The sequence below is a fragment of the Bacteroides sp. A1C1 genome (assembly GCF_004328515.1).
Taxonomy (GTDB): Bacteria; Bacteroidota; Bacteroidia; order Bacteroidales; family Bacteroidaceae; genus Bacteroides; species Bacteroides uniformis.
Genome location: NZ_CP036491.1, coordinates 2,079,975 through 2,106,963, shown reverse-complemented (window position 1 = coordinate 2,106,963; position 26,989 = coordinate 2,079,975). Strand labels below are relative to the sequence as shown.

Annotated in this window: 25 protein-coding genes, 1 tRNA gene and 1 pseudogene; 18 read left to right on the top strand and 9 right to left on the bottom strand. The window is 49.8% G+C overall.

The window, feature by feature from the left end; genetic code table 11:
* Positions 1 to 100 precede the first annotated feature (100 nt).
* The 11 genes from tyrS (at position 101) to EYA81_RS08570 (ending at position 7,812) form a co-directional block, all read left to right on the top strand.
* On the top strand, positions 101 to 1,393 hold the full coding sequence (gene tyrS / locus EYA81_RS08615) for a tyrosine--tRNA ligase (RefSeq protein ID WP_005834072.1): 1,293 nt from the start codon (positions 101 to 103) through the stop codon (positions 1,391 to 1,393).
* 124 nt (positions 1,394 to 1,517) lie between these two features.
* Positions 1,518 to 1,588: transfer RNA gene (locus EYA81_RS08610), tRNA-Gln, on the top strand.
* 174 nt (positions 1,589 to 1,762) lie between these two features.
* A complete protein-coding gene (locus EYA81_RS08605; RefSeq protein WP_117962904.1) occupies positions 1,763 to 3,022 on the top strand; it encodes a site-specific integrase in 1,260 nt (419 codons plus the stop codon).
* A 15-nt stretch (positions 3,023 to 3,037) separates the two neighbouring features.
* Positions 3,038 to 3,277 carry a helix-turn-helix domain-containing protein gene (locus tag EYA81_RS08600; RefSeq protein WP_057097992.1) on the top strand — a complete coding sequence of 80 codons (240 nt, stop codon included), beginning with the start codon at positions 3,038 to 3,040 and terminating at the stop codon, positions 3,275 to 3,277.
* Between the two features lie 2 nt (positions 3,278 to 3,279).
* Positions 3,280 to 4,473, top strand: a complete 1,194-nt coding sequence (locus EYA81_RS19345) for a DUF4373 domain-containing protein (RefSeq protein ID WP_207389425.1) — start codon at positions 3,280 to 3,282, stop codon at positions 4,471 to 4,473.
* Between the two features lie 105 nt (positions 4,474 to 4,578).
* The gene (locus tag EYA81_RS08590) at positions 4,579 to 4,818 is read left to right on the top strand and encodes a hypothetical protein (RefSeq protein WP_120173014.1); all 240 of its coding nucleotides are present in this window, start codon (positions 4,579 to 4,581) and stop codon (positions 4,816 to 4,818) included.
* On the top strand, positions 4,815 to 5,084 hold the full coding sequence (locus EYA81_RS08585) for a hypothetical protein (protein ID WP_057097994.1): 270 nt from the start codon (positions 4,815 to 4,817) through the stop codon (positions 5,082 to 5,084). Before EYA81_RS08590 ends, EYA81_RS08585 begins: the two co-directional genes overlap by 4 nt.
* Positions 5,085 to 5,525: 441 nt before the next feature.
* On the top strand, positions 5,526 to 6,206 hold the full coding sequence (locus tag EYA81_RS19560; RefSeq protein ID WP_242672419.1) for a DUF4248 domain-containing protein: 681 nt from the start codon (positions 5,526 to 5,528) through the stop codon (positions 6,204 to 6,206).
* A 113-nt stretch (positions 6,207 to 6,319) separates the two neighbouring features.
* Positions 6,320 to 6,835 carry an N-acetylmuramoyl-L-alanine amidase gene (locus EYA81_RS08575; RefSeq protein ID WP_117962981.1) on the top strand — a complete coding sequence of 172 codons (516 nt, stop codon included), beginning with the start codon at positions 6,320 to 6,322 and terminating at the stop codon, positions 6,833 to 6,835.
* Between the two features lie 108 nt (positions 6,836 to 6,943).
* Positions 6,944 to 7,066, top strand: coding sequence for a hypothetical protein (locus tag EYA81_RS19805; RefSeq protein ID WP_255425204.1), 123 nt, complete (start codon positions 6,944 to 6,946; stop codon positions 7,064 to 7,066).
* A gap of 263 nt (positions 7,067 to 7,329) precedes the next feature.
* On the top strand, positions 7,330 to 7,812 hold the full coding sequence (locus tag EYA81_RS08570; RefSeq protein ID WP_057097996.1) for an HU family DNA-binding protein: 483 nt from the start codon (positions 7,330 to 7,332) through the stop codon (positions 7,810 to 7,812).
* Between the two features lie 474 nt (positions 7,813 to 8,286).
* Here the strand turns inward: EYA81_RS08570 and EYA81_RS08565 are convergent, their stop codons facing one another.
* The 3 genes from EYA81_RS08565 to EYA81_RS08555 form a co-directional block, all read right to left on the bottom strand.
* A complete protein-coding gene (locus EYA81_RS08565; protein ID WP_057097997.1) occupies positions 8,287 to 8,487 on the bottom strand; it encodes a hypothetical protein in 201 nt (66 codons plus the stop codon).
* A 152-nt stretch (positions 8,488 to 8,639) separates the two neighbouring features.
* Positions 8,640 to 8,825, bottom strand: a complete 186-nt coding sequence (locus EYA81_RS08560; RefSeq protein ID WP_057097998.1) for a DUF6722 family protein — start codon at positions 8,823 to 8,825, stop codon at positions 8,640 to 8,642.
* A gap of 1,197 nt (positions 8,826 to 10,022) precedes the next feature.
* Positions 10,023 to 10,286, bottom strand: a complete 264-nt coding sequence (locus tag EYA81_RS08555) for a hypothetical protein (protein ID WP_057098000.1) — start codon at positions 10,284 to 10,286, stop codon at positions 10,023 to 10,025.
* Between the two features lie 799 nt (positions 10,287 to 11,085).
* On the opposite strand from EYA81_RS08555, the pseudogene EYA81_RS08550 reads away from it, so the two are divergent.
* The 3 genes and pseudogenes from EYA81_RS08550 to EYA81_RS08540 all read left to right on the top strand — a co-directional run.
* Positions 11,086 to 11,220, top strand: a pseudogene (locus EYA81_RS08550) (5-keto-4-deoxyuronate isomerase); the annotation flags it as partial.
* Between the two features lie 56 nt (positions 11,221 to 11,276).
* On the top strand, positions 11,277 to 12,080 hold the full coding sequence (locus tag EYA81_RS08545) for a gluconate 5-dehydrogenase (RefSeq protein WP_005831048.1): 804 nt from the start codon (positions 11,277 to 11,279) through the stop codon (positions 12,078 to 12,080).
* Positions 12,081 to 12,254: 174 nt separating this feature from the next.
* Positions 12,255 to 13,487: a DUF4861 domain-containing protein gene (locus EYA81_RS08540; RefSeq protein ID WP_005838041.1), complete on the top strand. Its 1,233-nt coding sequence runs from the start codon at positions 12,255 to 12,257 to the stop codon at positions 13,485 to 13,487.
* A gap of 78 nt (positions 13,488 to 13,565) precedes the next feature.
* On the opposite strand, the gene EYA81_RS08535 is transcribed toward EYA81_RS08540, so the two are convergent.
* Complete coding sequence (locus tag EYA81_RS08535; RefSeq protein WP_005831042.1) at positions 13,566 to 14,198, bottom strand: response regulator transcription factor; 633 nt, start codon at positions 14,196 to 14,198, stop codon at positions 13,566 to 13,568.
* A complete protein-coding gene (locus EYA81_RS08530) occupies positions 14,195 to 16,084 on the bottom strand; it encodes an ATP-binding protein (protein ID WP_131225636.1) in 1,890 nt (629 codons plus the stop codon). The genes EYA81_RS08535 and EYA81_RS08530 overlap by 4 nt, the downstream gene beginning before the upstream one ends.
* A gap of 321 nt (positions 16,085 to 16,405) precedes the next feature.
* Here EYA81_RS08530 and EYA81_RS08520 point away from each other — a divergent pair, with 321 nt between their 5' ends.
* The gene (locus EYA81_RS08520) at positions 16,406 to 17,302 is read left to right on the top strand and encodes a DUF4595 domain-containing protein (protein ID WP_131225635.1); all 897 of its coding nucleotides are present in this window, start codon (positions 16,406 to 16,408) and stop codon (positions 17,300 to 17,302) included.
* Between the two features lie 143 nt (positions 17,303 to 17,445).
* Here EYA81_RS08520 and EYA81_RS08515 read toward each other — a convergent pair whose 3' ends face one another.
* Both EYA81_RS08515 and EYA81_RS08510 read right to left on the bottom strand, forming a co-directional pair.
* Positions 17,446 to 18,102, bottom strand: a complete 657-nt coding sequence (locus EYA81_RS08515; protein ID WP_005831030.1) for a polysaccharide deacetylase family protein — start codon at positions 18,100 to 18,102, stop codon at positions 17,446 to 17,448.
* A gap of 144 nt (positions 18,103 to 18,246) precedes the next feature.
* Complete coding sequence (locus EYA81_RS08510; protein WP_005831023.1) at positions 18,247 to 21,591, bottom strand: DUF2723 domain-containing protein; 3,345 nt, start codon at positions 21,589 to 21,591, stop codon at positions 18,247 to 18,249.
* 418 nt (positions 21,592 to 22,009) lie between these two features.
* Here EYA81_RS08510 and EYA81_RS08505 point away from each other — a divergent pair, with 418 nt between their 5' ends.
* Complete coding sequence (locus EYA81_RS08505) at positions 22,010 to 23,287, top strand: ATP-binding protein (protein WP_131225634.1); 1,278 nt, start codon at positions 22,010 to 22,012, stop codon at positions 23,285 to 23,287.
* A 303-nt stretch (positions 23,288 to 23,590) separates the two neighbouring features.
* Here the strand turns inward: EYA81_RS08505 and EYA81_RS08500 are convergent, their stop codons facing one another.
* Together EYA81_RS08500 and EYA81_RS08495 are read right to left on the bottom strand one after the other, a co-directional pair.
* Positions 23,591 to 24,079, bottom strand: a complete 489-nt coding sequence (locus tag EYA81_RS08500) for a DUF1349 domain-containing protein (RefSeq protein ID WP_117601049.1) — start codon at positions 24,077 to 24,079, stop codon at positions 23,591 to 23,593.
* Between the two features lie 228 nt (positions 24,080 to 24,307).
* Positions 24,308 to 24,883, bottom strand: coding sequence for a Crp/Fnr family transcriptional regulator (locus tag EYA81_RS08495; protein ID WP_117601050.1), 576 nt, complete (start codon positions 24,881 to 24,883; stop codon positions 24,308 to 24,310).
* A gap of 146 nt (positions 24,884 to 25,029) precedes the next feature.
* Here EYA81_RS08495 and EYA81_RS08490 point away from each other — a divergent pair, with 146 nt between their 5' ends.
* The gene (locus EYA81_RS08490; RefSeq protein ID WP_117601093.1) at positions 25,030 to 25,350 is read left to right on the top strand and encodes a multidrug efflux SMR transporter; all 321 of its coding nucleotides are present in this window, start codon (positions 25,030 to 25,032) and stop codon (positions 25,348 to 25,350) included.
* Between the two features lie 126 nt (positions 25,351 to 25,476).
* Positions 25,477 to 26,898, top strand: a complete 1,422-nt coding sequence (locus EYA81_RS08485; RefSeq protein ID WP_117601051.1) for a sialate O-acetylesterase — start codon at positions 25,477 to 25,479, stop codon at positions 26,896 to 26,898.
* The last annotated feature ends 91 nt before the right edge of the window (positions 26,899 to 26,989 follow it).

Genomic DNA, 26,989 nt, shown 5'->3' with positions numbered 1-26,989 from the left:
TTCTTCGAATAAAGAGTCGTATTTTTGCGCAGATTAAAATAGGAATCAAACAATTCATAGATAATCACTTAAATAATTAATCAGATAACTTAATCATTCGATGAATTTTGTAGAAGAATTAAGATGGCGTGGCATGCTCCACGATATGATGCCGGGTACGGAAGAACTTCTGGCTAAGGAACAAGTGACTGCATACATTGGTTTCGACCCTACTGCGGACTCTTTGCACATCGGGCACCTTTGCAGTGTGATGATTTTGCGTCACTTCCAGCGTTGCGGACACAAGCCGTTGGCACTGATTGGCGGTGCTACGGGTATGATTGGTGACCCTTCCGGAAAGTCTGCAGAACGCAATCTGCTTACGGAAGAGACGTTGCAGCGCAATCTGGCCGGTATGAAGGCCCAGCTCTCCAAGTTCCTGGATTTTGATTCGGATGCCCCCAACCGTGCCGAGTTGGTGAACAACTACGATTGGATGAAGAACTTCACTTTCCTCGATTTTGCCCGTGAAGTGGGTAAGCACATCACCGTGAACTATATGATGGCGAAAGATTCTGTAAAGAAGCGTCTGAACGGTGAGGCACGTGACGGTCTTTCCTTCACGGAATTCACCTACCAACTGTTGCAGGGATACGACTTCCTTCATCTGTATGAAACCAAAGGCTGCAAGCTCCAGATGGGTGGCAGCGATCAGTGGGGTAACATCACTACCGGTGCCGAGCTGATTCGCCGTACGAACGGCGGGGAGGTGTTTGCACTGACCAGCCCGCTGATTACGAAGGCCGACGGTGGCAAGTTCGGCAAGACAGAGTCCGGAAACATCTGGCTCGACCCGCGTTACACTTCTCCATATAAGTTCTACCAGTTCTGGCTGAACGTGAGCGACGAGGATGCCAAACGTTACATAAAGATATTCACTGCACTCTCCAAGGAGGAGATTGACGCTCTAACGGCCGAGCACGAGGCTGCTCCCCATTTGCGCGTCCTTCAGAAGTGTCTGGCCAAGGAAGTGACTATCATGGTTCACTCCGAAGAGGACTATAATGCTGCTGTGGATGCATCCAACATCTTGTTTGGCAATGCAACTTCTGATGCACTGAAGAAGTTGGACGAAGATACGCTGCTGGCTGTGTTCGAGGGTGTTCCCCAGTTCGAAATATCCCGTGATGCACTGGCTGCCGGTGTGAAGGCGGTGGATTTGTTCGTGGATAATGCTGCTGTATTCGCTTCCAAGGGCGAGATGCGTAAGCTGGTGCAAGGCGGTGGCGTTTCTCTGAATAAGGAGAAACTGGCTGCTTTCGACCAGGTGATTACGACAGCCGACCTGCTGGACGAAAAATACCTGCTGGTACAGCGCGGCAAGAAGAATTACTATCTGATTATCGCCAAATAGCGGTATCCTAAAGAGAAGTAATTAAGGAAATAATGCTTCGGCAGTAAAAATAGCCCCGAAATATTTGGATATTTCGGGGCTTCCTTTTATCTTTGCACCGCTTTTTAACAGAAAGCCCTATGTTTGGACTATGGTGTAATGGTAGCACAACAGGTTTTGGTTCTGTTTGTCCAGGTTCGAATCCTGGTAGTCCAACTACGATACAGCTAATTGCAGCTAAAAACCCACTAAAATCGCAAGTTTTAGTGGGTTTTTTTGTTACTTCTAAATAGGCATCGAAAAAAACAGACACGATTTCGGTGCCAAATTAGGTGACACAGCAACCTCCCTTTACCGCAATCTTCGAAGGAACTCATGAACTACTAAAAAATGAGTGTAACGAAGAAAATCTCAGTTCTGTTCTGGGCAAGAAAGAGCAGAACCAAAAAAGAGGCGAATACAGTCCCGCTGTATTGCCGAGTCACTGTCGGGGGACAAAGATACGACTTTCCCCTGAATGTATCAATACGTCCGGCATCGTGGATTGCCAAGGCGCAGAGGGCTGCCGGAAAGACAGAAGCTGACCGGGAAGCAAACCGGGTTATCGAGGAAACCGGGCTGCTCGTCACTGAAACCGTCGAACGGATTCAGCAGAAACATTATGAACTGAGCATCGAAAACTTCAAGCTGCAGTTCAAGGCCAAAGAGAACGAATACTCCACCATCACCAAACTTTTCGACTATCACGAGGCCGTAGAGCGCAAGAACCTGCGCCCGGGAAGCTACCGCGGATATATCGTCACAAGAAAACACCTGCTCGATTTCGTTCGTATCAAGTTCCATCTCTCAGACTATTCCATAGAGGCCATAGACAAGGCTTTTGTCTATGAGTTCTTCGCCTACCTGCAGGGCTACCGCCGTGAAGGTACGGTTCGCTGTGCCGTCAACGGGGCGCTGAAGCATATCGCACGGTTCAAGCGGATTATGAATCTGGCCATACAGAATGAGTGGATAACGAACAACCCGGTATGCCTGCTGAAGGTGCACAAGGAGTATGTGGAAAAAGGGTATCTTACGGAGGAAGAAATCAGGCGGCTCAAGGCAGTCACGCTGCCGCCCCACTTGGGCATTGCGAGGGACATATTCATGTTCTCCGTCTATACGGGCATGGCTTACGTGGATATTCTGATGCTGACGAATAAGAACATCACGTTGGGGATAGACGGCTCGCATTGGCTCAACTACCACCGCCAGAAGACTTCGCAGCGTGTGGCGGTGCCGCTGCTGGAGCCTGCCGAGGAGCTGATAGCGAGGTATGCCACTTATCACGGAGAGAAGGCGAAGCAGCCCATTTTCCCCGTGCCTTGCAACCAGGCAATCAACCGTTATCTGAAAACCATCGCCAAAGCGGCAGGCATCCGGAAAGACATCACCTACCACATGGCCCGGCACACGTTCGCCACCACTATCACGCTATCGCACGGCATCCCCATCGAGACGGTCAGCAAGATGCTGGGGCATGCCTCGCTCACCATCACGCAGCTGTATGCCAAGATTGTGGACAAAAAGGTGATGGACGACATGGCACAACTCAAAGAGCTTTATGCCAACAAGGGCAAGGAGGGCGACAATCATGCAAGTAATCAATAAACATACATTATCAATATGAAGAAGAGACTTTTTGAACAGAATGCCCTGCAGGCGGCAGAATGCCTGACGGAAATGACAGATAAGGAGTATCTGCGCAGTGCGGACGTGACACGTATATTCTCTATCAGCAACTCCACGCTGAAGCTGCTGCGGACGAAGGGCGAGCTGCCTTGTTACCGCTTCGGGAAAACCTATCTGTACAAGCGCGAGGAGATAGAGGCGTGTCTGGTGAAAATCATAGCAGGAAAGGAGTGAGTATGGCTAAGCAGGGTTTCAGTTACTACAAGGCGGAGACGGACCGCTTTCAGGACATCAAGATAAAGCGCCTGAAGAAGAAGTACCGTTGTGCAGGGTATGCTGTCTATCAGTACGTGCTCAACGAGATTTACCGGGTGAGGGGCTACTGCCTGACGTTCACCGAAGACCATCTTTTCGACGTGTCCGAATATTGGGACATCGAGGAGGAAGAGGTGACGGCCATCATCGGCTACTGCGCCGAGATAGGGCTTTTCGACAACCGGCTGTGGCAGGAGAAGGGGGTGCTGACGGCCAGGAGCATACAGACGCGCTACATCGACATCTGCAAGGTGTGCAAGAAGACACCCGCCATCGAGGAAGACCTACGGCTGGTTGAAACGGAGAAGACCGTCCAGGCGCCGGAACCGTTGCCGCAGCTTTTCCCGAGGGAAGAGTTGCCGCCGATGCGGATCATCCCGAAAGCCGAGGGAGGTGCAGTGCCGAAAGCCGTTACCGATGTGCCGGGAACCGCTGCGCCGGTGCCTGCCGTTCCGGCTGTAACCGCACAGACGGAAACGGGGGCAGAGGGCGTTGGGAAGCGGGTTCTGTCGGAGCTGGAAGCAAAGGAGGAGGAAGCGTTTCCGGAAGATTTCCAGAAATTTCCGGAAACTTCTGGAAACTTCTCAGAAGAATGCGACAAATCTATTAAGAGTTATGCTAATAAAAACTCCTCCTCAAACTCCCCCTCAAGGGAGGAGGAGGAGAGAGCTTCGCATTCTTCGGGGAAGGAGAGACTGCAGCTACTGTTCAGGTCGATGAGCATTGCCCCGGATGATGTCCGCTGGATAGGCACGATAGAGGGCATCGATACCGACGGCTCGCCGCTGTGGGCGCTGGCCGACGAGGTGCGGCAGAGCCGGGGCAGGCTCACGGTGTGCAGCTACCTGCTGCCTTCGCTTCGCTCGCTGGTGGCGGCGGGGCGGCTCACGGTAAGGCGGCAGGCGGCCGACACGTCCGAAGAATTGCGGCAGATGCTGCGGCAGGTCAAGGTGCCGAGCTATGACCTCGAACGGGTGCTCGAGGCGGCGCAAGGGCAGGAGAGGGCGTTGCGCGAGGCAATCGACGAAGTGCGGAGGTCGAAGGGCAAGATAAACATGCCGGCAAGGTACATCCTCTCGAAGCTGCGGAAGGCGGTGCCTGCCAAGGCTTCGTGAGGGGGGGAAGCCAGAGACAAAGTGCGCTCTCGGCGTGTGTGTCGTGAGCGAAAACAGTGGAAAAACGCTCATGTGGTACGCCTCATGAGCAAAAAAACATCGAAAATGACGAATGGACAACAGACGGCAGCCGCTCCGATTAGCGGCAAGTACTACCCTCGCAAGATGGCGCACGGGTGGTGTGTGGCACACCGCATCACGGCATGCGGAGTAACGATTGAGCGCTTCGGCGTGAAGTACCGGACCTATCGGGAAGCTTTCGAGCGTGCCGGGTGGATGAACCGTGAGGAAGTGGCGGCAGCGCTTCGGGCAGCGTCCGGAAACGGGAAGGAGATACGGCCATGAGCACGGAGAAGGTATCGACACTCACCCTGCGGCTGACAGCGGAGGAAGCGGAGCAGTTGGAGCGGCTGAAGGCGCTGGTGGGTAAATCTACCGGCAGCGAAGCGCTGAAATACGTGATGAAGGAGTATCCCCGTTTCTGTGCCCATTATCGGGAGGAAGCGAAGCAGCGGCGGGAGAGGGAGCAGGAGTTTACCGAGATGCGCCGCGCGTTGTGCGGTTATGTCGAGGCACTGCAACGGTTGCAGGCGGTGGCGTTGAGGGAGTAGTGCTGCCACCTGTCGTGCACGGAGCATCCGGCTCTTCGTCCGCCCCTGCCCCCAATGCACGCCGCCAGCCCGCAGGCGGGCACCCAGGCAGCACGCAAAGGGTGCAGCGGCTACGGCGGTACTCCGTCGCGGGCATAGGCAGGGGAGATGGTGTTGCCGCGCGGGCTTCCGGCTTCTGTGGCCGTGCCGCCTCCCCCTTTGGGATTGCTTGTACACGGCGGGGCAGGCCGCCCTGGGGCAGTGTTGCCGCGCTCTCGGTATCGTCGGGCCCGTCGCCCGCCGATGTTACGGCGACCGTATGCTCCAGTGGTATTGCCTTTTTTCTCTGCCGGGGCAGAAAAAAGAGAGAGGAGGGCGAGTTTTTATAACATAATAAGAATATTTTTCAGCCGGGCGCTTCGCTTGATTCCCGGCTGCGCTACGCTAAAAATATTCGCTATTATGTTAACAATACGCCCTTGCTTCTACGTCAGCGCTCCCTCCGGTCGTCAGAGCTGCCGTAATATCGCAGTTCCTCGCCCCCACGCCTGGGGTGGAGGCATCTCCCTCCGGCTTCGCCGGGCTGCATGCTCCCTGCGGAGCGTGTCTCTGTGCGCCGCCTGCCGTCCGGCCAAGCCTTGGGGTGTGTCCGCGAAGCGGCCAATACCTTTCCCACCGGCTTCGCCGGACGATGCCGGGCAGTCTGCACACATCTTTGCACACACATCGGGTAGTTATCGGGTACCCCTAACTATACTTATATATAGTCTTGGCCTGCAATCCGTGGCATTCCGTACAAAAAGACGTACCTTTACTGATGTAAATCAAACCTTTATGCTTATGACCTCCGACGTTTTCCGCACATCCCTACGCAACATCGACACCTGCCGTCCTGCATCCGGCATTGCCCGTCACCCTGCCGCCCGCCAGCTGGAGAACCGTTCCTACGGTTTCAAGGAGCTGGCCGTGCTCTACTTCCCCAACATCGCGCCGGCAAGCGCCAGCATCCGCCTGAAAGCCTGGATAAAAGACAGTCCCGAACTGCTGCAAGCCCTCGACGAAACCCACTACCACCTGACGGCCCGCGTACTGACACCCCGGCAGAAAGACCTGATAGCGGTTGCCTTCGGCTCCCCATTCTGACGTTCTGCCACTGCGTTTGCCACCTATACCTTTATACAGTAACCCCAACCTTCAGCACGCTCATGACACAACCCGCTATCGTTTCCCAACCCATTGCAGCCGCCACTGCCGCAATGTCTACCGCCAATCTGCCGACGCTCCGTCTGGACTGTAACCGAAACGTCAACCTTATCGTAGTGCACTGCACCGCTTCCCGGTGCGACCGCCAGCTTACCCCGGAAAGCCTCGACCGCCTCCACCGGCAGCGGGGTTTCACCGCCTGCGGCTATCACTTCTACATCACCCGGGAAGGCACCGTATTCCCGATGCGCCCTCTCGATACTGTCGGCGCCCATGTGCGGGGCTTCAATGCCCACAGCATCGGCATTGCCTATGAAGGCGGTCTGCAGCCCGACGGGGCCGCCGCCGATACACGTACACCGCAGCAACGCGAAGCGCTGCGCTTCCTCATCCGGCAGTTGCTCGTTTTGTACCCCAAAAGCACCGTCTGCGGCCATCGCGACCTCAGTCCCGACCTGAACGGTAACGGCGTCATTGAGCCGCAAGAGTGGCTCAAGCAGTGTCCCTGCTTCGACGCCTCCACGGAATATGCTCCGCTTTGCGCCGAGGCCTTCCACCGCAACGGGTGACAGAACCGCACGAAAAACACACTCATCCGTACACAACCACACATAGCGGCCGTGGCTATTCCACTGCTCCGTACCTTCGCCAGCGAACATTTAAAACGTGATACCGCTATGAAAACCGCTTTGAAATGGACACTCAGTGTCCTGAAATTCGTATTTACAAACGAGAGTTTCCGCAACTTCATCGCCTCCCTGCTGGGAAAACCGGGTGATAAAAAAGCTGGGAACAAGTAGCCGCCCGACGTGAGTTCCGGAGGAAGCCGCCCCATCACGGAGCGGCTTTTTCGTGCCCGGACAGTAGGTAACAACCGGTAACAATGGTAACAGTCCGTAACAGTCGGGGTAACAACCGGTAACAATCCGGCATATATCTGCACAAATCAGCACGCATCCTCATGAACCGCCCGACTTTACGCGCGTACATGCGTACATTTGTTCTGCTTCTCCACGATGGGGAGGCGTAAAATATACATCAACCCTTTAACCCCTATTTTACCATGTCTGTATCCTATTCCGTATCAGCCCGCAAGAATCCTGCGAAACCGCAGGAAGCCCCCAAGTTCTACGCCCAGGTGCAAGCTACTGACGAATGTACCTTTGACGTGCTTACCCGTGCCGCTGCCGACCGTTCCACCGTGACCAGTGCCGATGCCAAGGCCGTGATGGACAACGTGATGAACATTGCCAAGGAAAAGCTGGCCAGCGGTCAGATTGTCCGTATCAACGACCTCGGCTCCTTCCGTCTGGCCATTAGTACCGAAGGCGTAGAGTCTGCCGATAAATTCACCGCTGCCAACATCAAGAAGGCGCGTATCGTGTTTGTTCCCTGCAAGGAACTGAAGGACATTTGCAAGACATTGTCCTACAAGAAAACCTCTACTGTTGCAACCAAAGGCCAAGGCGGCTCCGAGGACGGTGGAAGTGAGAATCCCGGAGGCGGTGGAAGTGATGGCGACCAGGGCGAGAATCCGTTGGGCTAATCCTTCGTTTTCCACGCAAGAAACACTTGAAATCGTCCCGACGAAATGAAAAAACGTCGGGGCGATTTTTTTTTGTCCCGGCAGGATTTGAAAAAACGAAAGCAAAAAACGGCCGGGCGGTGCCGGGCGTATGGATATGTGCTGCCATGGAGACATTCCGGACATTTTTCCGTACTTGCCGCAGGATGATGTAGGGTTGAAAAACATAAGCTAATGCGATGTAAATGTAGATAGCGTTCAAAGAGAGTTACTCTGTGGATTTTCCTTCTTTTTCTTCACAAAGGTAGGCTCCGGCCGCCATGCAATCAAGAACCGGCTGCGCCTATCCGGAAGAAAAAAATCCTGAGCGCCGGGGCGGCGTGCGGTTTTTTCCTCCCGGATTTCTTGCTTGCATGCCGTCCTCCACCTGAATGGGGTTTAGAAAAAAAAGGAAAAAATGTGGTGGGCGTGCGCTGTGATGGTGCCGGTGTGCGGTTATCCCTGCCGTTTGGTGAGCCATTCGGCGGCTTTGCGCAACGTTGCGGCCAGCTTGGTCTTGTCGGTGGCGGCATCATCGAGGCGAAGCCTCCAGCCCGGTTTCTTGTAACGGCATAAGAAGAGTTCCTGCCCGTCGGGCGAAGTCTCCAGCCCGTAGGTGGGCATTTTCAGAATTCGGGTACTGTTGGGGTTGGTCATGGATGAAGAAGCCCGTCATGCCGATAGCGCAGCGTTTAGAGGTTTAGCAGCCCGTGTTCTTGGGCTTGCTCTTATGTTCCTGGTACCAGTAATACAATCCGGCTGCGTTGGCAACCACGATTATAAATGCAAACATTATCAGTGCTCCCATATTATACTCCTTCCTTTTTGTCGCGTACGAGGTACAAGCCCCAGCCCAATGACAAGGCTACGGCAAGCGTACCTCCCGCGTAGATTATCCACTGTTGTTCCACTTCTCCGAAAATCGAGGTCAGCACCACGGCGGTGGTGATGTACTTGGCTATATCCATTAGCCATTTTCCCAATTCCTTTTTCATGCTTTTGTTTCCGTATTACAGTTATTGATGGCAGGGTGTCTCCCTATTTCAGTAACACAAAGATAGGCTTTTCCCTTGTAAATTCCTAATAATTAGTGTGAAAACTTCCCGTCTCTTGTGCCGCGAATGACGGATTGACAGCTTTTCCACCGCGCACGCCCACCACATTTTTTCCCTTTTTTCTAAACTCCCACCCAGGTGGAGGACGACATGCAAGCAAGAAATCCGGGAGGAAAAAACCGCACGCCGTCCCGGCGCTCAGGATTTTTTTCTTCCGGATAGGCGCAGCCGGTTCTTGATTGCATGGCGGCCGGAGCCTATCTTTGTGAAGAAAAAAAGGAAAATATACGGAGTAACTGTCCGATGGATACCCAGGGGTATGGGAGGCTTCCCGGCATCGTCCGGCGAAGCCGGTAGGAAAGGTATTGGCCGCTTCGCGGACACACCCCAAGGCTTGGCCGGACGGCAGGCGGCGCACAGAGACACGCACCGCAGGGAGCATACAGCCCGGCGAAGCCGGAGGGAGATGCCTCCACCCCAGGCGTGGGGGCGAGGAACTGCGATATTACGGCAGCTCTGACGACCGGAGGGAGCGCTGACGTAGGTACCGGTATTAAATATAATAATATTTATCGAGGGGAATAGCCGGCGCTTGCGACGCCCCCTCGATATGGATTATTATGTTGAATACTAAGAACCTCTCTCTTTTTTCTGCCCCGGCAGAGAAAAAAGGCAATACCGCTGGAGCATACGGCCACCGCAACATCGGCGGGCGACGGGCCCGACGATACCGGGAGCGCGGCAACACTGTCCCAGGGCGGCCTGCCCCGCCATGTACAAGCAATCCCAAAGGGGGAGGCGGCACGGCCACAGAAGCCGGAAGCCCGCGCGGCAACACCATCTCTCCTGCCTATGCCCGCGACGGAGTACCGCCGTAGCCGCTGCACCCTTTGCGTGCTGCCTGGGTGCCCGCCTGCGGGCTGGCGGCACGCATTGGGGGCAGGGGCAGACGAAGAGCCGGATGCTCCGTGCACAACGCACAATAGGACTGGTGGCAAATCTTTTAACCGGCTGCCATTCCTGAAGGGAAATCTGCTATCAATTTTCATTGGCCAATCTTCTTGAGCTGCTATTGATTGCTATCACCTATCGGCAGGTTCCGGAGTCCATCTGTTGCTGCAGGACTTCGGTTTGCTATCAATCATCCGGAGGAAGCAATCCAAAGCGGATACTGTCTGCATGAGTCATGTCACGAACACTGTCAGGTATGATATTGATTGTATCAGTAGCCTCCGGCCAATCGTCAACGATATGCGGCGGCTTTTCGTTCTCTTCGATAGTCATTCCCGGAGAGCATGCAATGAGACTTACGAGTGTAGCTATGACGGCGAGTATGATACCTGCGATGAGATTGTGCTTTACATTTCGTATTATTCCTTGTGTATAGGGGTCATTTTCCATATTGTTTTTGAATAATTAGTATCAATTGGCTTGGCAAATATACCATTATTAAATACGATTTTTATCCGTTTTTGTCTATTAATTCCGAAATAACTCATACCTTTGTCCTTATAATTAGAGTTCTTTCCAGATTGCGGATGGGTATGTTTGCGTACTATTAGGTGCCAAAATCGGTGCCATGTATGATAAACATGTTTGCTAAGATATTGAATATCATATTGGATTATTAAAGAAGTTTGTTTTCTGGTAGTCCAACAACCAATCAAAGAAAAGCCTTAAGAAACAATTTCTTAGGGCTTTCTTATTTTTTGAGAGCCCCAAATAGAGCCCCAAATGATGATACTTCCTGACACTATACAATTATAACTATAACCATAATATGATAATTTTTAGTTGAGCCCAATACAGAGCCCAATATTAAGACTACTCATGCAGTCTTATGATACTTATCGCTACTAATAATCAACAATAGTAATATTAATTAATGTATCAACGAGTATCAGAAAGATGCTATTCAGAGCGATATTTGAAGGACTGGTAGTCCAACTACGATACAGCTAATTGCAGCTAAAAACCCACTAAAATCGCAAGTTTTAGTGGGTTTTTTTGTTATTCTTTCCCCCTCTTGTTGGCACTATAGGTATAGATTTTTTCTTTTTACGAATCTTTGAACGATATTACTATATAATTGACACAAATTTATACGGTTTCTCCATTTTCTTTTGTTACATTTGCATCGTGTACGCAAACGATGTGTATTTGATGGCTGAAGTTATAACCTATTAAATGTAGTGCAATCATGAAAACGAACTATGAAATTCGCTATGCTGAGCATCCCGATGATGTGAAAAGCTACGATACGAAAAGCATTCGCTGCGATTTCCTTATAGGGAAGGCATTCTCCCAAAATAAAGTTTCCATTGAGTATAAACTACTTGCAAATCGTACATAAATAGAATATCACTTATTTAAACTTAATAATTTAACGTTATGAATCCGTATTTGAATTTTTCTTTGGAAGGTAAAGTAGCCCTTGTTACAGGTGCTTCTTATGGTATCGGTTTTGCTATCGCTTCAGCTTTTGCAGAGCAAGGAGCAACTATCTGTTTCAACGATATCAACCAGGAGTTGGTAGACAAAGGCTTGGCTGCCTATACTGAAAAGGGTATCAAGGCACGCGGTTATGTATGTGATGTGACAGATGAACCTGCTGTTCAGGCCATGGTAGCCCAGATTGAAAAGGAAGTAGGCTCTGTTGATATCCTCGTAAACAATGCCGGCATCATCCGCCGTGTTCCTATGCACGAGATGGAGGCTGCTGACTTCCGTCGTGTAATCGATATCGACCTCAATGCTCCGTTCATCGTATCAAAGGCTGTTCTGCCTGCCATGATGAAGAAGGGCCACGGTAAAATTATCAATATCTGCTCTATGATGTCCGAACTGGGTCGTGAGACTGTGTCGGCCTATGCTGCTGCCAAGGGTGGCTTGAAGATGCTGACTCGCAACATCTGCTCTGAATATGGTGAATATAACATCCAATGTAACGGTATCGGTCCGGGTTACATCGCTACCCCGCAGACTGCTCCGCTGCGTGAAAAGCAGGCCGACGGTAGCCGTCACCCGTTCGACTCGTTCATCTGCGCCAAGACTCCGGCAGGCCGCTGGCTGGCTCCGGAAGAACTTACCGGTCCGGCAGTGTTCCTGGCATCGGAAGCCTCTAATGCGGTAAACGGTCACATCCTCTATGTAGACGGAGGTATCTTGGCTTATATCGGAAAGCAACCGAAATAAATTTAAGGATAATTGAGAAGGTGATAAAGTGGCAGGATAATGTCACTTGTCACCTTTTTCTTTTGGGCGCGGATTACGCGGATTTCGCGGAAAGGATAAGGAAAATCCGTATAATCCGCGAAATCCGCGCCTAAAAGAAAGTTATACAACTGATTAGGAAAAAGCAATGATTATATGAGAAACTTTCTTTTATTATGTATGGCGGCCCTCTGCTGTCTTGCTTGCAACGATAGCAAGATAGTGACTGTTACGGTAACCAATCCGTTAGCGATGGACCGTTCCGATGAGATGGTAGAGGTGTCCATGACCGAAATCTCAAACCTTCTGAATCTGGCAGACACCGCACAGATTGTGGTTCTGAATGTCGAAGGGGAGCAGGTGCCTTACCAAGTGACCTACGATGACAAATTAATCTTCCCTGCGACGGTAGCTGCCAATGCATCGGCTGCATATACCGTCCAGGCCGGTACTCCCGTCGATGTGGAGGTAAGGGCTTGTGGGCGGCAGTATCCCGAACGTCTGGACGACATGGCCTGGGAGAACGACTTGGTAGGCTTCCGTGCCTACGGTCCTGCATTGCAGGCAAGGGGTGAACGCGGTTTCGGCTACGACTTGTTCACGAAGCGAGGCACTGCTGCACCGGTACTGGAAGACATGTATGCCAAGGAACTGGATGCAGACTCCTGGAAGCAGGTTAATGAATTGCGCAAGACAGACCCGAAGGCAGCCGATGAGCTGGTACGCACATTCTCCTATCATATAGACCACGGTTATGGCATGGACTGCTATGCAGTAGGTCCAACATTGGGAGCTGGAGTGTCTGCATTGATGGTGAATGATACCATTATCTATCCGTGGTGCTACAAGACGCAGGAGGTGCTGGACAACGGTCCGTTGCGCTTCACCGTGAAGCTGGAGTTCAATCCGTTGGCTGTGAAAGGGGATACTGCGGTGGTGGAAACACGTCTGATTACGCTGGATGCCGGTTCTCATCTGAACCGTACTGCCGTTTCGTATAGTAATCTAAAGGAATCTTTGCCCATTGTTACCGGTATTGTGCTGCACGAACCGGACGGTGCTGTGGTGGCTGATGCCGCCGGTGGTTATATGACGTATGTAGACCCCACTACCGGACCGGATAATGGCAAGATATTTATGGGGGCCGCTTTCCCTGCCGTTGTGAAGGAAGCCAAAACCGTGCTTTTCCCCATAGAGGAGAAGAAGATGCGTAACAATGCGGACGGTCATGTACTGGTTGTCAGCGACTATGAGCCGGGCGCTGACTACGTGTATTACTGGGGCTTTGCCTGGGACCGCGCGGACATCAAGACTGCTGAAGCCTGGAACCGATACATGGCTGATTTTGCACAGAAGGTGCGCAATCCGATGACGGTGAGTATCCGCTAAGTTGATTTTCTTCCTTTTCAGACGGAGAAGCTTGAGAAGCTGGAGGCTTGTAACTGTCCGGGCGAATGACAAGTGTTCTCAGAATAAGCTCTTCCCCTTGTAGACAAGTTCTGCAACGTTTTTGGCCTCCAGTTTTTCCATCAGGCGCTTCCGGTAAGTCTGTATTGTATTGATGCTGAGAAATAGTAATTGGGATATTTCAGAGGTGCTCAGTCCTTGCGAGAGATAGGCGAGCACTTCTTTTTCACGTCTCGACAATTCGGGAAGTGCATGTGGTAGGGTGTTTTGTTTTTCCTTGTCCAGTTCGCTGAAAACATTGCTGAAGTATCTGGTTCCGTTTTTCAGTGTACTGATGGCGTCTCTCAATTCGCTGGTGCTGGCATTTTTTGAAACAGCTCCGTTGATGTTTAGGGTGGATAATTTGGCTATGATCCAAGGTTCTTCATGCATGGTATAGATTAAAATGCCGCATTCGGGTATCTGGCTGTGAAGGTGGGATATGAGTTGGAATCCATTCATATCCGGTAGTTCAAGGTCAATGATGCAAAGGTCGAATCTCTCTTTGAGGGTCAGTTGTTCCACGTCTTTTGCACAAGTGGCTCCTTTGCACGTCACTCCTTCGAGTTGCGAGGCCAATGCGATGATGCCTTCAGCAACAATCGGGTGGTCATCTATTACCAGTATTCTGTATGTTTCTTTGTTTGGTTTCATTCGTTTATGTTAAGCAGTAGGGTGAAAACGTTGTTTTCTGTTGACGAGCATACATTGGCGGTAGCGTTGATGGCTCTGATACGGTCGTTTACGGTACGCAATCCTATGCCGTCATTGTTGTTTGTTGCTGTTTGTTGCTTGTTTGCATTCTTACCGTTGTCTGTAATTTGCAGGGTATATTTATTTTCATTGTCGGCACGGAGACTGATGACTATATGACTGGCTGAGGCATGTTTCACGATGTTCATGGTGAGCTCTTGTACGATGCGGTACAGCTCATAAGCGGTTTCATTGGGAAGATGGCGTGATGCGTTGTTCTCCGTTGGATGATAGCTGACCTCTATGCCGGTGTTCTCGGTCAGTTTGGCAGCATAACGGTCGAGTATCTGGTCTAGACTGAGATGCTCGAATTCGGGAGGCATCAGTTCGTGTGAGATATTCCGCACGTTGTTTCTCAGTTTGCTGACGAGTGAGGCCAGTTCCTGCTCATTCCCTTTGCCGGCAGAAGCTTCTATCTTCATTTGCAGCCCCAGCAGGTCGTTGGCTATGCCGTCATGCAGTTCTTTGGCAAAATATTTGCATTCCTCTTCCAACCCTTCAATGTAGCGGCGTGCCGAGTTCAGTTCGTTTTCTTGCTTTAGCAGTTCAATCTTCTTTTCGGCCATTCGTTTCTTGTGGCGGAGCGTCAACAAAGTAATGAGAGCAAGACCGGACAGAAGGGCTACAGCAATGGAGGCTTTTAGCAGGAAGGCTTGGTGTTCCAGTTGTTCTTGTTGCAGGTGGGCTATCTCCAATTCCTTTTCTTGTGTGTGATATTTCACGTTGAATTCTGCCATTTGTTGCGTCAGATTGTGCTGTGCCAGCGTATCAGTCCACATGCGGGCACTATCCATATAGGTGTAGGCCAGTTTGGGGTTTCCCAAGGCATCGTAGCATCGTGCCATTTGTGTAAATAATGTTTTGGGCTCGGTACCGGTTTTCCGGTTACGCAGCCAGTGGAAGTCCTTCAAGGCGCGGGCATAGTTTTTGCGGTTTGTTTCGGTGGCTGCCTTCGATTGTATGAATCCTATGGCAGCGATGGAGTTGGATGGTACCCGTTGTACTAGTTTGTTCCCCAATTTCAAGTAGTGGTCTATGGAATCGGGTTGTTCTTTTCGTTCAAAGAGTCTCAGCATGCCGGGCAGGCAGCGTATCTTCCATAAGTCTTCGTTTCCCTCTCCGTGGCAGGCAATGTTCCAGGCTTTGAGGTTGGATTTTTCAGCATCATCCAGCTTGTTCAGTTCAGCCTTTATGGTTGCTCTGATTTGCCAGGTGGTGAAAGCTACGAATGGGTCTTCGGTTCTGGCGGCATGTTCGGTGGCCATGTCGGTATACTTTTCAGCTTCGTCCAGCTGCCTGATATTGAAGTATAGGATGGACACATTGTTGCAGATGTGGGCTATCCAGCTTTCGTCCCCATATTGCAAGGCACTGTCCAGTGCTTTATTGTAATAGTAGAGTGTAGAGTCATTCATTTGGTGCTGACGGTAGAGGAGTCCCAAATCGTTGTATACGCTGATGTGCTTTTCCAAATCATTTATCTGCGGCAGGTAGGGGAGCACATTTTTTTTCATGGCAAAGGCTTCTTCTGTCTTTCCCACATAGACCAGCAGTGTGGCTTGTTCGTTCAGCAAGATGGGATACATGAAGGAGTGCTTTACGTTCCGGGTGGCAAAGGCGCTGTCGAAGCTACGTTGCGCTTCATCGTAGTGTCCTTCTTCCATGAGATTGGCTGCCCGGTTGTAGAAGTGTGCCAACAGAGTGTCTGTTGGTATTTCTCCGGCGTGAAGCAGGATAGTGGTTAAAGAAAAGAGGAGTGATAATAGCTTAGTATGGCGTACCCTCATATCGGTATATTTTAGTGGAATTCAATCTGTGCTTAGTTGTTGCAAATATACGTCTTATTCATTTTGCTTTTTATTGGAGATGCTGAATTTTTTCTGTATGTGGCTGAAAAATCACCTTTTTCAGTGACAAGGAGTGAAAGGAAAAGTTTATTACTTTGCAAAAAATATTAAGCTTTGTCTGGGAATGATAAATGGCCAAAAGTATCTGTCCGGGTTTGAATGGCAGAGTCTTGTTGTCGTGAGATACGGACGGCATTCCTTATACTTTTGTTATTATGGATTTTCCTTAGAGGGATGGGGATAAAACAAGATTTGTAACTTATGAAAATGTTTAAAATGATGGCTGCCTCCATGTTGGGTGTGGCGTTGTGCTTGGGATTCACTGCTTGCAGTGACGATGACGAAAATGAGAATGGTGAGGGTGGCGAAAACACCGCCACTGTGGTCAATCCTTCGCAAGTGTTTACGGGAGGGCTTCCGAAGTCGGTTTCGGGCATGGCGATTTCTCACAATGAAGAAGGGCTGGTGACGAACATTACAACTGAGGATGGGGATAAAGCCGTCTTTGAGTACTTTCCCGCTACTACAAAGGCAGATGTTGCAAAGGACCGAGCAAGAATCACCGTGACGGATGAAGAGGGCGATGTTACAGAACTGAACTTGCAGCTCAACAGCGATGGTTATGTGGAATTTTGCAACTCAATAGACCACGCTGGTACTCCCGATGCCGATGAGTTTACTTGGGAGATGGAATACGACACTGAAGCCCATCTGGTTGTAATGAAACGCTCTGAAAGCGATGGTGAAATAACGAACATCACCTATAAGGATGGAGATGTGGTGAAGACTTCCACACGTTATGTAGCTAGTGGGGATCTCAATGGTGACGGAATTATCGACAGCAATGACGAGTGGGAGTATAGTGCTGCCATAGACTATACGACGGATAATATAACAGCTCCTATCGAGAATAAGGGCTGCCTGATGTTGTTTGATGAAATACTGGATGTGGATATGGACGAGATGATATATGCCTATTATGGAGGCATGCTTGGTAAGGCTACGAAACATCTGCCGCTTGTAGGGCATTATACATACAATGGCGAGGACTCTGTGTCCGATATGTATTTTACATGGACATTGAATTCCGACAGTTATCCTACGGAACTGGTTGTAAAAGACCAGTGGGATGAATACAGATGTACATTTACTTGGTAATTATAAAACATCTGTTTATTCTTGTGGAACAGGACATGAGCCTATAAAATGTAAGGGGTTGCCTTTTGCCGAGACAACCCCTTCTTATTTTATGTGGAATTTATTGTGACAGCAGATGTTGGTAACTTTCTGCTGTTTCAAGTTTATAATACTTTGAATTCATATCCCTCTTCCTTCAGGAAGTCAATGGCGCGCGGCAATGCGTACTGCAGGTTTCCGTTGCACCAGGATTTCAAGGAATCGTGGAAGGTGATGATGGAGCCGTTGCGGGCGTAGCGCATCACGTTGGCTAGCACTTGCGGACCGCGCAGCTTCTTGCTGTAGTCGCGGGTCACGAGGTCCCACATCACAATCTTGTAGGTTCGTTTCAGCGTGAGATACTGGTTGGCGAACATATGGCCGTGGGGAGGGCGGAACAAGAGAGGGTAGAGAACCTTCTCCACATTGCAATTGATGTCCCCACCCATTTCCATGAAAATCTTCGCCTGTTCGGTATTTCCCAGATAATTCTTGGCCGTGTATTCAAATCCACGGATATGGTTGAAGGTGTGGTTACCGATGCGGTGCCCACGCTCAACGACCATCCGGAATTCGTCTGGATGCTTCCGTATGTTGTCACCTACCATGAAGAAGGTGGCTTTGATGTTGTGCTTATCCAGCAGGTCGAGCACCCAGGGAGTTACTTCGGGGATAGGGCCATCGTCGAAAGTCAGATAAACGGCTTTTTCATTGGGGTCCATCCTCCAGACTGCACCGGGATATAGTTTGCGAAAAAACTCAGGAGGTTGTTCTATAAACACGTGATTAAGGATTAAGGGATTAGGGATTAAGGATTAGGGGTTAATGATTAAGGATTAGGGGTTAAGGATTAGTTATTAATGATTAGTGATGAACTGCACAGGCTAATCCCTAATCCTTTAATCCTTAATCCCTAATCCTTATTCTCACTCCTTCATTCTGTCTACATACATATTATACAGTTCTTCCACCTTCGGCTCGTAGATTTCGGCGAGCTTGGAGTTGTACTTCTTCATGGCCTTCACCTCGGCATCGAGTACAGCCCAGTGGTATTCAAATTCACGGGTAGAAATCATGAAGCGGTTGTCGTCCAGGCTCAGATACCAGGTCAGGTACTCTACAGCCTTGTCAGCAAGGGCTTTCATCATCTCGTCCGCCTTGGCGGTTTCGCCCAGTTGGTAGTAGGCTTCCGCCATCTGTACGGCACCGTTCTGCCAGTCGTAAGGCACGTTGTAGGCGGGAATCATCTTTTCGGCATAGTCCAGGGCGGCTTTTGCCTTGTCTTTCTTGCCCTCACGCATCAGCTGCTGCACGAGTTGGGAGAAGATGCGACGGTGAGAGTGACACATGCGCATTGCGTTCTCGTCGATATAGATGCCCGGCTTGTCGATGCCACCGAACTTGAACTTGTTCATCAGGTTGTCGTACATCTTTTCGGAGTCTATTGTCACGCCCGTCTTACTGGTGTCGAACGGAGTGAAACGATAGGCAAGACCTTCCTGAACGAAGTGGTTTTCCATATTCAGCTGGTTCTCCCTGCCTACGCTGACAGCGATATAGATGGGGCGTTCCCAGTTGGCCTCGCTCAGCATTTCGAGCATCATCAACTCGCTCTTGTAGAGGGCGCGTTTGCCTTTCAGCGAAATGTGCATGTAGTCGGGGATTGAGTCGCCCGGTATCATCATGCCGCTGCGGCGCACGGCTTCCTTGTCTACCTTGATGACGATGCTGTCGGTAGGAATCACCTTCAAGTCCTGATTCTTGTTGCGCACCCAGTTCTTGAGGATATTCTTTAGCTCATACGGGTTGTCACCGAATTCTTTCTTTACATTGACTAGTGCTTCGGGATTACCGTCCAGTGCCTGCTTCTCGGCTTCGGCATAGAGCTGGTCGATGCTTTTCTTGTACTCAGGCTGGATGGGGACGTATTCGTTGGTGCCTTCTACGTACTCCATACGGTCCCAGGTGATGGGGAGAGAAGGACTGTCGTAGGCGGGGCGCTTCATCTGGTCGATGTACCAATCGGTCTGCAGGTACGAGAGGTTGCAGGTACGGGCGTCGGTACGGAAACCTTCGGTCTCCTGGTTGTACCAGAGGGGGAAGGTATCGTTGTCACCATTGGTATAGATAATCGGGTTGCCGCTTTCTTGCAGGGACATCAGGTAGTTCTGGCCGAAGTCGCGTGCCATGTAGCGGTCGCTGCGGTCGTGGTCGTCCCAAGTCTGGCTTGCCATCTGCACGGGGACAAAGAGGCAGGCTACGGAAACGATGGCGGCAGCAGGCAGTTCCTTCATCTTGGCATAGTCTTGAAGCAGACGGACGAGTCCTGCCACACCCATACCAATCCAGATGGCGAAGGCGTAGAACGAACCGGCGTAGGCATAGTCACGTTCGCGCGGTTGGCTCGGAGTCTGGTTCAGGTAGAGCACGATGGCAATACCGGTCATGAAGAAGAGGAAGAAGACCACCCAGAATTGCTGGATGCCTTTCTGCCCACGGTAGGCTTGCCATAGCAGGCCGATGATACCCAGCAGCAGGGGTAGGCAGTAGAATACGTTGTGTCCCTTGTTGTCTTTCAGTTCCTGAGGCAAGAGGCTCTGGTCGCCCACCAGCCAGTTGTCGATGAACGGGATACCGGTAATCCAGTTGCCGTGTTCAATTTCTCCGCTGCCTTGTATGTCGTTCTGGCGTCCGGCGAAGTTCCACATGAAGTAGCGCCAGTACATCCAGTTGAGCTGGTAGGAGAAGAAGAACTTGATGTTTTCCCACTGTGTGGGCATGTTTACCATAATCATGTTGCCGCATTTGTCATAGGGCACATCGTAACCCTTGATGTCCTGCCAGGCATGGTATTGTTGTGTATGGGCACTGCTGTACATACGCGGGAACAGCATGTTCTGGGCGTATTCGTACTCAATGCGTCCGGGGATTTCGATGTACGAATCCTTTTCGTCGGGCGTAGCTTTCTCCTTGCGGATGAACTTCGTGCCGTTGTACTTGATGCGCGGTTCGCAGTAACCGTCTTTCACGTCCAGTGCCACTTGCGAGGAGAAGGCAGGGCCATAGAACAGCGGGCGTGTGCCATACTGCTCGCGTCCCAGGTATTCGCCCAGTGTGAAGATGTCTTCCGGAGAGTTCTGGTCCATCGGCGTGTTGGCGGTGGAGCGGATGACGATAAGTGCATACGAGGAATATCCGATGACAATCATCATGGTGCAGAGCAGCGAGGTGTTCAGCGTGCGTGCCGATACGCGGAATTTCTCTTTGACGGCTGCCTGCGTCTTCGGACGGAGGTAGAGCCACAATGCGGCAATGACAATGACACCGATAACTACCGAGCTGGTACCGTGTCCGTAGAACGGGATACCCAGCATGGCGATGGTGAGTATGAACGAGAGTGCCATACGTGCCTTGTTGCGTTCGGTATAGCTTTCGTAGATACCCCAGATGAGGCAGGCTGCCAACAGGATGATATATACGATGACACCCGTGTTGAAGGACATGCCCAGCGTGTTGACGAAGAGCAGTTCGAACCAGCCGCCCACTTTCACGATACCCGGCACGATGCCGTAGAGTACGGCTGCTACCAGTATGCCCGAAGCGAGCAATGCCAGCAGGGAGCCTCGGGCATTGGCGTTGGGTACTTTCTTGTAGTAGTATACCAGTACGATGGCGGGCAGGCAGAGCAGGTTCAGCAAGTGCACGCCGATACTCAGACCGGTCAGGTAGGCAATGAGAATCAGCCAGCGATCACTGTGAGGCTCGTTGGCAACGTCCTCCCATTTCAGTATGAGCCAGAATACGACGGCAGTGAACAGTGAGGAGAAGGCATACACCTCGCCTTCCACAGCGCTGAACCAGAAGGTATCGCTGAACGTGTAGGCAAGTGCGCCCACCAGACCGCTACCCATGATGGTAACCATCTGGCCGCGTGTGATATTGTTTTCGTCTGTCACCACAAGTTTGCGTACCAGGTGCGTGATGCTCCAGAAAAGGAACAGGATACATGCGCCGCTCATCAGCGCGCTCATGTAGTTCACCATCTTGGCAACGGTAGAGGCATCGGAAGCAAATTGTGAGAATAGGTTGGCTACTAGCATGAAGAACGGTGCGCCGGGCGGGTGTCCTACTTCCAGCTTATAGCCGGTGGTGATGAACTCCGGGCAGTCCCAAAAGCTTGCAGTAGGTTCGATGGTCATGCAGTAGACCGTCGCTGCAATAAGGAAGGTAATCCAGCCTACAAGGTTGTTTACGGTTTTGTACTGTTTCATTCAGATGAAATTCGTTATTATTCAGTTTTGTTTTTTACAAGCTGTTTTGCCATCGCTTAGTCAACGTATTGGCATATATGGGCGCAAATATAATGATTTCGCTTCTAAATAGGTGACAATAAGCAGCATTATTAGGATAGGTTAAGGGATTTGCTGCATCTATAGATGCAGCACGGTGGAAGTATAGATGCAACGCGGTGGATATATAGATGCAACAATGATGATTCTATAGAGGGAATATCCGGCCGATAAAGGGGATGCGGAAAGGAAGTATCCTCCTTGCTTGTCTAAATGAATCTTTCGTTTATAACCGAAAATCTAGCCTTTTTCGCAAACTTTTTGGGTTATGAACGAAAGAATTGATGGAAATGTTCGTTTATAACCGAAAATTGTTATCTTTGTAACTAAAGTTTAGGTTATGGACGAAAGAATGGATATACTTAGGAAGTACAATCTCTGGACAGAAGGAGATTTTGACTTCGGTTTCATGCGGGTAGCTTATACCGGCAGAATCATGGACTACGTAGGCAATCGTCTTGTAAAGGTGCTCATCGGTCAGCGGCGTGCTGGGAAAAGTTATGTGTTGAGACAGATAGCAAGGGAACTGATAAGAAACGGTGTCCCTCCGCAGAACACTTTGTTCATCAACCGGGAACTAAGCGACTTTGCTTTTTTGAAGACTCACAAGGATTTGGAAGAGTTGGTGACGCTTTATAAAAGCGAACTGCACCCTCAGGGGAGGATATATATTTTCATCGACGAAGTGCAGCTCATCCAAGAATGGGAAAAGTCGGTCAATTCTTATTCGCAGGACTATACCGAGGAGTACGAGCTCTTTATCAGCGGCTCCAACTCACGGATGCTGTCCGGTGAGCTTGCCACGCTGCTTTTGGGGCGATACGTCCAATTTCCGATATATCCCTTCAGCTATCAGGAGTATACAGAGATAAGGCATCTGGAACAGAACCGTGAGAGCTATATGGGCTATATGAATACGGGCGGAATCCCGGACCTTTTTGTCTTGCCCGAAAAGCAGGAGGTGCAGCGCAATTACTTGTCTGCCTTGAAGGACACCATCTTGCTGAAGGACATCATCCAACGCTACAGCATACGTGACCCCCGGCTGCTTGAGGACCTTTTTACGTTTCTTGTAGGCAATACCTCTAATTTAGTGTCCATCGGCAACATCGTGAACTATTTCAAGATCCAAGGCCGGAAGACGAGCTATGATGCCGTGGCTGCCTACATAGGCTATATTGAAGACTCGTTCTTGGCGTATCGTTGTGAACGCTTCGACTTGCGCGGAAAGGAAATACTGTCCGGTACGGCGAAATATTACATCAACGACCTTGCCTTTAAGAATTTCCTCTATCCCGGAACAGCCTATGGTGTGGGTTATAAACTGGAGAATCTTGTCTATCTGGAGTTGCTTCGGGCGGGCTATGATGTCTATACCGGATGTGCTAAAGAAAAAGAGGTGGACTTCATCGCTCGGAAAGGTGACCGTACGATATATCTGCAATCCACCTACATGCTGGTAGATGAACAGACGGTGCGCCGTGAGTATGCTTCGTTGGAGGCGATACAAGATAATTATGAGAAACTGGTTGTCTCGCTTGATGACTTCTGCCTGCCGTCCAATGAAGGAATACGGCATGTGCGGGCGTGGGAACTGGGTGGATTGCTTGAAAGATAGGGATATTTCTGTAAATGTGGCAAAAAGCATTGCTTTTGTCTTTGCTTTCTCGGCGTATCAAGGCTTTCGGAGATATATTTTCAATTTATTAGGAGGAGGTATGCTTTGATATATTCCTTATAATCTGTATTTTATATGTTTTTGTTCTCGAATTTCCTTTCGTATAGACAGAGAGATGGAAATACGGGGGATCCTCATACGATAGAAAATACAAAGTGTCAGAATGGTAAAAGTAGAATACCCACCATTGATGTGAATAACATTAATGATGGGCATTCTACAATGTGTTGAGTTATATCGACGTTACGTTACTTCATTCGTTATCAAGCTTGCCACTTCGGAAGTTCCGATGGTGCGGACACTCACCACGCGGTGTGCTCCGTTTTCATCTTGCTCAAAGCATAGTTTCTGGTTGTGGGTATCGTTCTCATAGACATAAAGTACGCCGGCTGAGTATGTTCCCGTCAGGGTGAACTGCGGTTCCACTTTGGCTGTAAAGGTGAACGGCTTCGTGTTGTCTATCTCTGTAAAGATAACAGGTGAGTTGTTGATGGCAGTTCCATCCGGCGAACGGAAATAGTCTGTCTGCGGACCGGCAACAAACTTCAGTGTGTTGTTGAATACGGTGACATTGTTCTCTGCCCCGTTCTTGGCTTGGGTAAATTGTATGTTACTGAGTTTGACGTTGCAGGATGAAAGTGTTTCTTTCTCTACTGCCGCATCCGGTTTACTCTCGGCGCAACCGGTCATTAAGATGCTCATAAGCAATCCAAAGTATAAATGTTTATTCATTGTGTAATTGTTTTTTGTTTATGTTGCAAAGTTAGTGAATTTAGAGTCTTTCAGTAATACTCCCTCTTGAACCACAACTCAAATACCGGGTTGGAGAATATGTACTGCTCCCCTTTATCGACCAATGTACCGTATTGAAAAGGTGATTTTATGGGCTGCTTGTTCTTGATTTAATGACAAATATACAGATTATACATTCATGTATAATTTCTTTTCTTTTATTTCTATTCAGCCTTGTCGTTTTCCAATCCCCGCCCTAATTCTGCTCAAACTCACCGGAGTAATCCCCAAATACGTAGCAAGGCATTCCAGTGGGATTCTTTGCAGCAGTTCCGGGTTATTCTTCAGCAGTACTTCGTACCGTTCGGCTGCGGAAGTAAACAGCAAGGGGATGAATTTCTCTTCAGTCTGCAGGAATTCTGTCTCTGCAAACTTGCGTCCCCAATTGGCGATGTGGATGTCTTCTTGGAACAATCTTGCCAGGACACTCTGTTTCAAGACGTAAAGAATGACATCCTCCATGCATTCCACGGTTTCATAACCGGGTGCGTTGGCGATGTAGCTTTTCAGTGAAACGACTGTGGCTCCCTCGGCACCAATCCAAAAGGTGATTTCTTTACCTTTCGCTTCCACGTAGGCGCGGACAATACCTTTTCCGACAAAGAAAATGTTTCTCTCCGTCTTTCCGGCTTCCAGTATGAGGGAACTTTTGGGGTAAGCCACTTCCGTGATGTTCTCCACCAGCTTGTCGACAGATGCCTTTGGCATTGGATATATGGTATGGATAATATCGTATTTGTTCATTATCAGGCAAGTATTGGTTCTTAGTGTGGCAAAGATACGATTTTCGACCTTATCCGGTGCTTCTTATCAAATGTAAAGTGGCAGGAGTACGGGAAAGGTTATCTTTGCTCCCTCTTTAAATGTATAATGAAACAGAAGAATTGAGTATGAACTGGATTATTTTGGTTGTAGCCGGACTGTTTGAGTCAGGCTTTGCCTTTTGTCTGGGAAAGATGAAAGGCGTTACGGGTACGGAATATTATCTTTGGGGTGCAGGCTTTCTTGTCTGTCTGGCCATCAGTATGTTGCTGCTTGCCAAGGCGGTGCATACGTTACCTATCGGGACGGCCTATCCCGTGTGGACGGGGATAGGTGCGGTAAGTACGGTAATATTGGGGATTGTATTCTTTGATGAGTCGGTTTCCTTCATCCGTTTGTTCTTTATTACTACGTTGATAGCTTCTATTGTAGGTTTAAAGATGACTTGATTCCTACGATTGCTGCGGAACAATGCGATGTAAACTTTTGACTTGAAAAAGGATGAACGTGAGCAAAAAAGCCCTATTTTTGCTCACGTTATTGAATTCTGAATAAGTAGTAAACACAAATATGCCATGAAAAGTAAAACTCTTGCATTGATTCTATTATGCTGCGCCGCTTCATTGGGCGCCAAGGTAAAACTGCCTGCACTGGTAAGTGACAATATGGTTCTTCAGCAACAGACGGAAGTAAAACTGTGGGGAACGGCAACGCCGAAGGCAGAAGTACGTGTAACCCCCTCGTGGAACGGACAAACCTCCACTTGCCGTGCCGATAAAGACGGACGTTGGCTGCTTGCCGTGAAAACTCCGGCAGCAGGATACACGCCTTATGAGATAACTTTTGATGATGGAGAAAAAACTACGTTGACGAATGTCCTAATCGGTGAAGTATGGCTTGCTTCCGGTCAGAGTAATATGGAAATGCCCTTGAAAGGTTTTGCCGGCTGTTGCATCATGAATGGGGTGGATGATATCATAGCTTCTGCCGAAAATAAGGGTGTGCGCATGTTCACCGTTCCCAAGCATCAGACGTATGAACCGCAAACAGACTGCGAAGGTAGTTGGAACCTCTCCTCCATCGAGACCGCACCCGATTTCAGTGCAACAGCTTACTATTTCGCAACTTCACTGAGTCGTGCCCTCCGTATTCCCGTGGGTATCATCAGCAGTGCCTACGGTGGAGCCACTGTGGAAGGTTGGATAAGCCGGGAATTGCTGGAAAACTATCCGGACATTTCCCTCAACCCCGATTCCATCGAACGTCTGCACCCCATGCACCGCCCCATGCTGATGTACAATGCCATGCTGAAGCCGCTTCAGAACTATACCATAAAGGGATTCATCTGGTATCAAGGCGAGTCTAACGTAGGCCGTCATGAAACATACGCCGAACGCTTGGCCGACATGGTGCAGCTGTGGCGCAAGGAATGGGGACTGGGCGAATTGCCTTTCTACTTTGCAGAAATAGCTCCTTATGCCTATGGAGGCACTCAGCAAGAGAAAGCTGCCTACCTGCGCGAAGCGCAATTTCGTGCCCAAAGCCAGATTCCGAACAGTGCCATGATTTCTACCAACGACCTTGTGGAACCTTACGAGATATACAACATCCATCCCCGCAACAAGAGGAAGGTGGGCCAACGTTTGAGTTATCTGGCATTGAACCTCACCTATGGATTGAAGCAGATACACTGTTTCGGCCCACAATATAAGTCATGGACTGCTAAAGGCAATGAAGCCTGGGTTTCTTTCGACCACCTGGAAATGGGTATCTGCCGTAACTATGACCTTCGTGGCTTCGAAGTGGCAGGCGAGGACCGTGTATTTCATCCTGCCGATAAAGTATGGCTGCACTGGCAGACGAATGAAGTGGTAATCTCTTCAGAAAAGGTATCCCATCCCGTCAGCGTGCGCTACTGTTTCCATGATTTCCAGATTGGTACGATGATTGGCGGAAATGAATTGCCTACCATTCCGTTCCGTACGGATAATTGGTGAAAGAACGGAAAGTAGATAAATACTTTCATTATACTATAATATTAGGCGCGGGTTACGCGGAATCCATGGATGCAGTAAACTAAATCCGTGA

What these genes read in the sequence shown, in the direction of transcription:
- tyrS (WP_005834072.1), top strand. Translation starts at nt 101, where the DNA reads ATGAATTTTGTAGAAGAATTAAGATGGCGTGGCATGCTCCACGATATG.
- EYA81_RS08605 (WP_117962904.1), top strand. Translation starts at nt 1,763, where the DNA reads ATGAGTGTAACGAAGAAAATCTCAGTTCTGTTCTGGGCAAGAAAGAGC.
- EYA81_RS08600 (WP_057097992.1), top strand. Translation starts at nt 3,038, where the DNA reads ATGAAGAAGAGACTTTTTGAACAGAATGCCCTGCAGGCGGCAGAATGC.
- EYA81_RS19345 (WP_207389425.1), top strand. Translation starts at nt 3,280, where the DNA reads ATGGCTAAGCAGGGTTTCAGTTACTACAAGGCGGAGACGGACCGCTTT.
- EYA81_RS08590 (WP_120173014.1), top strand. Translation starts at nt 4,579, where the DNA reads ATGACGAATGGACAACAGACGGCAGCCGCTCCGATTAGCGGCAAGTAC.
- EYA81_RS08585 (WP_057097994.1), top strand. Translation starts at nt 4,815, where the DNA reads ATGAGCACGGAGAAGGTATCGACACTCACCCTGCGGCTGACAGCGGAG.
- EYA81_RS19560 (WP_242672419.1), top strand. Translation starts at nt 5,526, where the DNA reads ATGTTAACAATACGCCCTTGCTTCTACGTCAGCGCTCCCTCCGGTCGT.
- EYA81_RS08575 (WP_117962981.1), top strand. Translation starts at nt 6,320, where the DNA reads ATGTCTACCGCCAATCTGCCGACGCTCCGTCTGGACTGTAACCGAAAC.
- EYA81_RS19805 (WP_255425204.1), top strand. Translation starts at nt 6,944, where the DNA reads ATGAAAACCGCTTTGAAATGGACACTCAGTGTCCTGAAATTCGTATTT.
- EYA81_RS08570 (WP_057097996.1), top strand. Translation starts at nt 7,330, where the DNA reads ATGTCTGTATCCTATTCCGTATCAGCCCGCAAGAATCCTGCGAAACCG.
- EYA81_RS08565 (WP_057097997.1), bottom strand. Translation starts at nt 8,487, where the DNA reads ATGACCAACCCCAACAGTACCCGAATTCTGAAAATGCCCACCTACGGG.
- EYA81_RS08560 (WP_057097998.1), bottom strand. Translation starts at nt 8,825, where the DNA reads ATGAAAAAGGAATTGGGAAAATGGCTAATGGATATAGCCAAGTACATC.
- EYA81_RS08555 (WP_057098000.1), bottom strand. Translation starts at nt 10,286, where the DNA reads ATGGAAAATGACCCCTATACACAAGGAATAATACGAAATGTAAAGCAC.
- EYA81_RS08545 (WP_005831048.1), top strand. Translation starts at nt 11,277, where the DNA reads ATGAATCCGTATTTGAATTTTTCTTTGGAAGGTAAAGTAGCCCTTGTT.
- EYA81_RS08540 (WP_005838041.1), top strand. Translation starts at nt 12,255, where the DNA reads ATGAGAAACTTTCTTTTATTATGTATGGCGGCCCTCTGCTGTCTTGCT.
- EYA81_RS08535 (WP_005831042.1), bottom strand. Translation starts at nt 14,198, where the DNA reads ATGAAACCAAACAAAGAAACATACAGAATACTGGTAATAGATGACCAC.
- EYA81_RS08530 (WP_131225636.1), bottom strand. Translation starts at nt 16,084, where the DNA reads ATGAGGGTACGCCATACTAAGCTATTATCACTCCTCTTTTCTTTAACC.
- EYA81_RS08520 (WP_131225635.1), top strand. Translation starts at nt 16,406, where the DNA reads ATGAAAATGTTTAAAATGATGGCTGCCTCCATGTTGGGTGTGGCGTTG.
- EYA81_RS08510 (WP_005831023.1), bottom strand. Translation starts at nt 21,591, where the DNA reads ATGAAACAGTACAAAACCGTAAACAACCTTGTAGGCTGGATTACCTTC.
- EYA81_RS08505 (WP_131225634.1), top strand. Translation starts at nt 22,010, where the DNA reads ATGGACGAAAGAATGGATATACTTAGGAAGTACAATCTCTGGACAGAA.
- EYA81_RS08500 (WP_117601049.1), bottom strand. Translation starts at nt 24,079, where the DNA reads ATGAATAAACATTTATACTTTGGATTGCTTATGAGCATCTTAATGACC.
- EYA81_RS08495 (WP_117601050.1), bottom strand. Translation starts at nt 24,883, where the DNA reads ATGAACAAATACGATATTATCCATACCATATATCCAATGCCAAAGGCA.
- EYA81_RS08490 (WP_117601093.1), top strand. Translation starts at nt 25,030, where the DNA reads ATGAACTGGATTATTTTGGTTGTAGCCGGACTGTTTGAGTCAGGCTTT.
- EYA81_RS08485 (WP_117601051.1), top strand. Translation starts at nt 25,477, where the DNA reads ATGAAAAGTAAAACTCTTGCATTGATTCTATTATGCTGCGCCGCTTCA.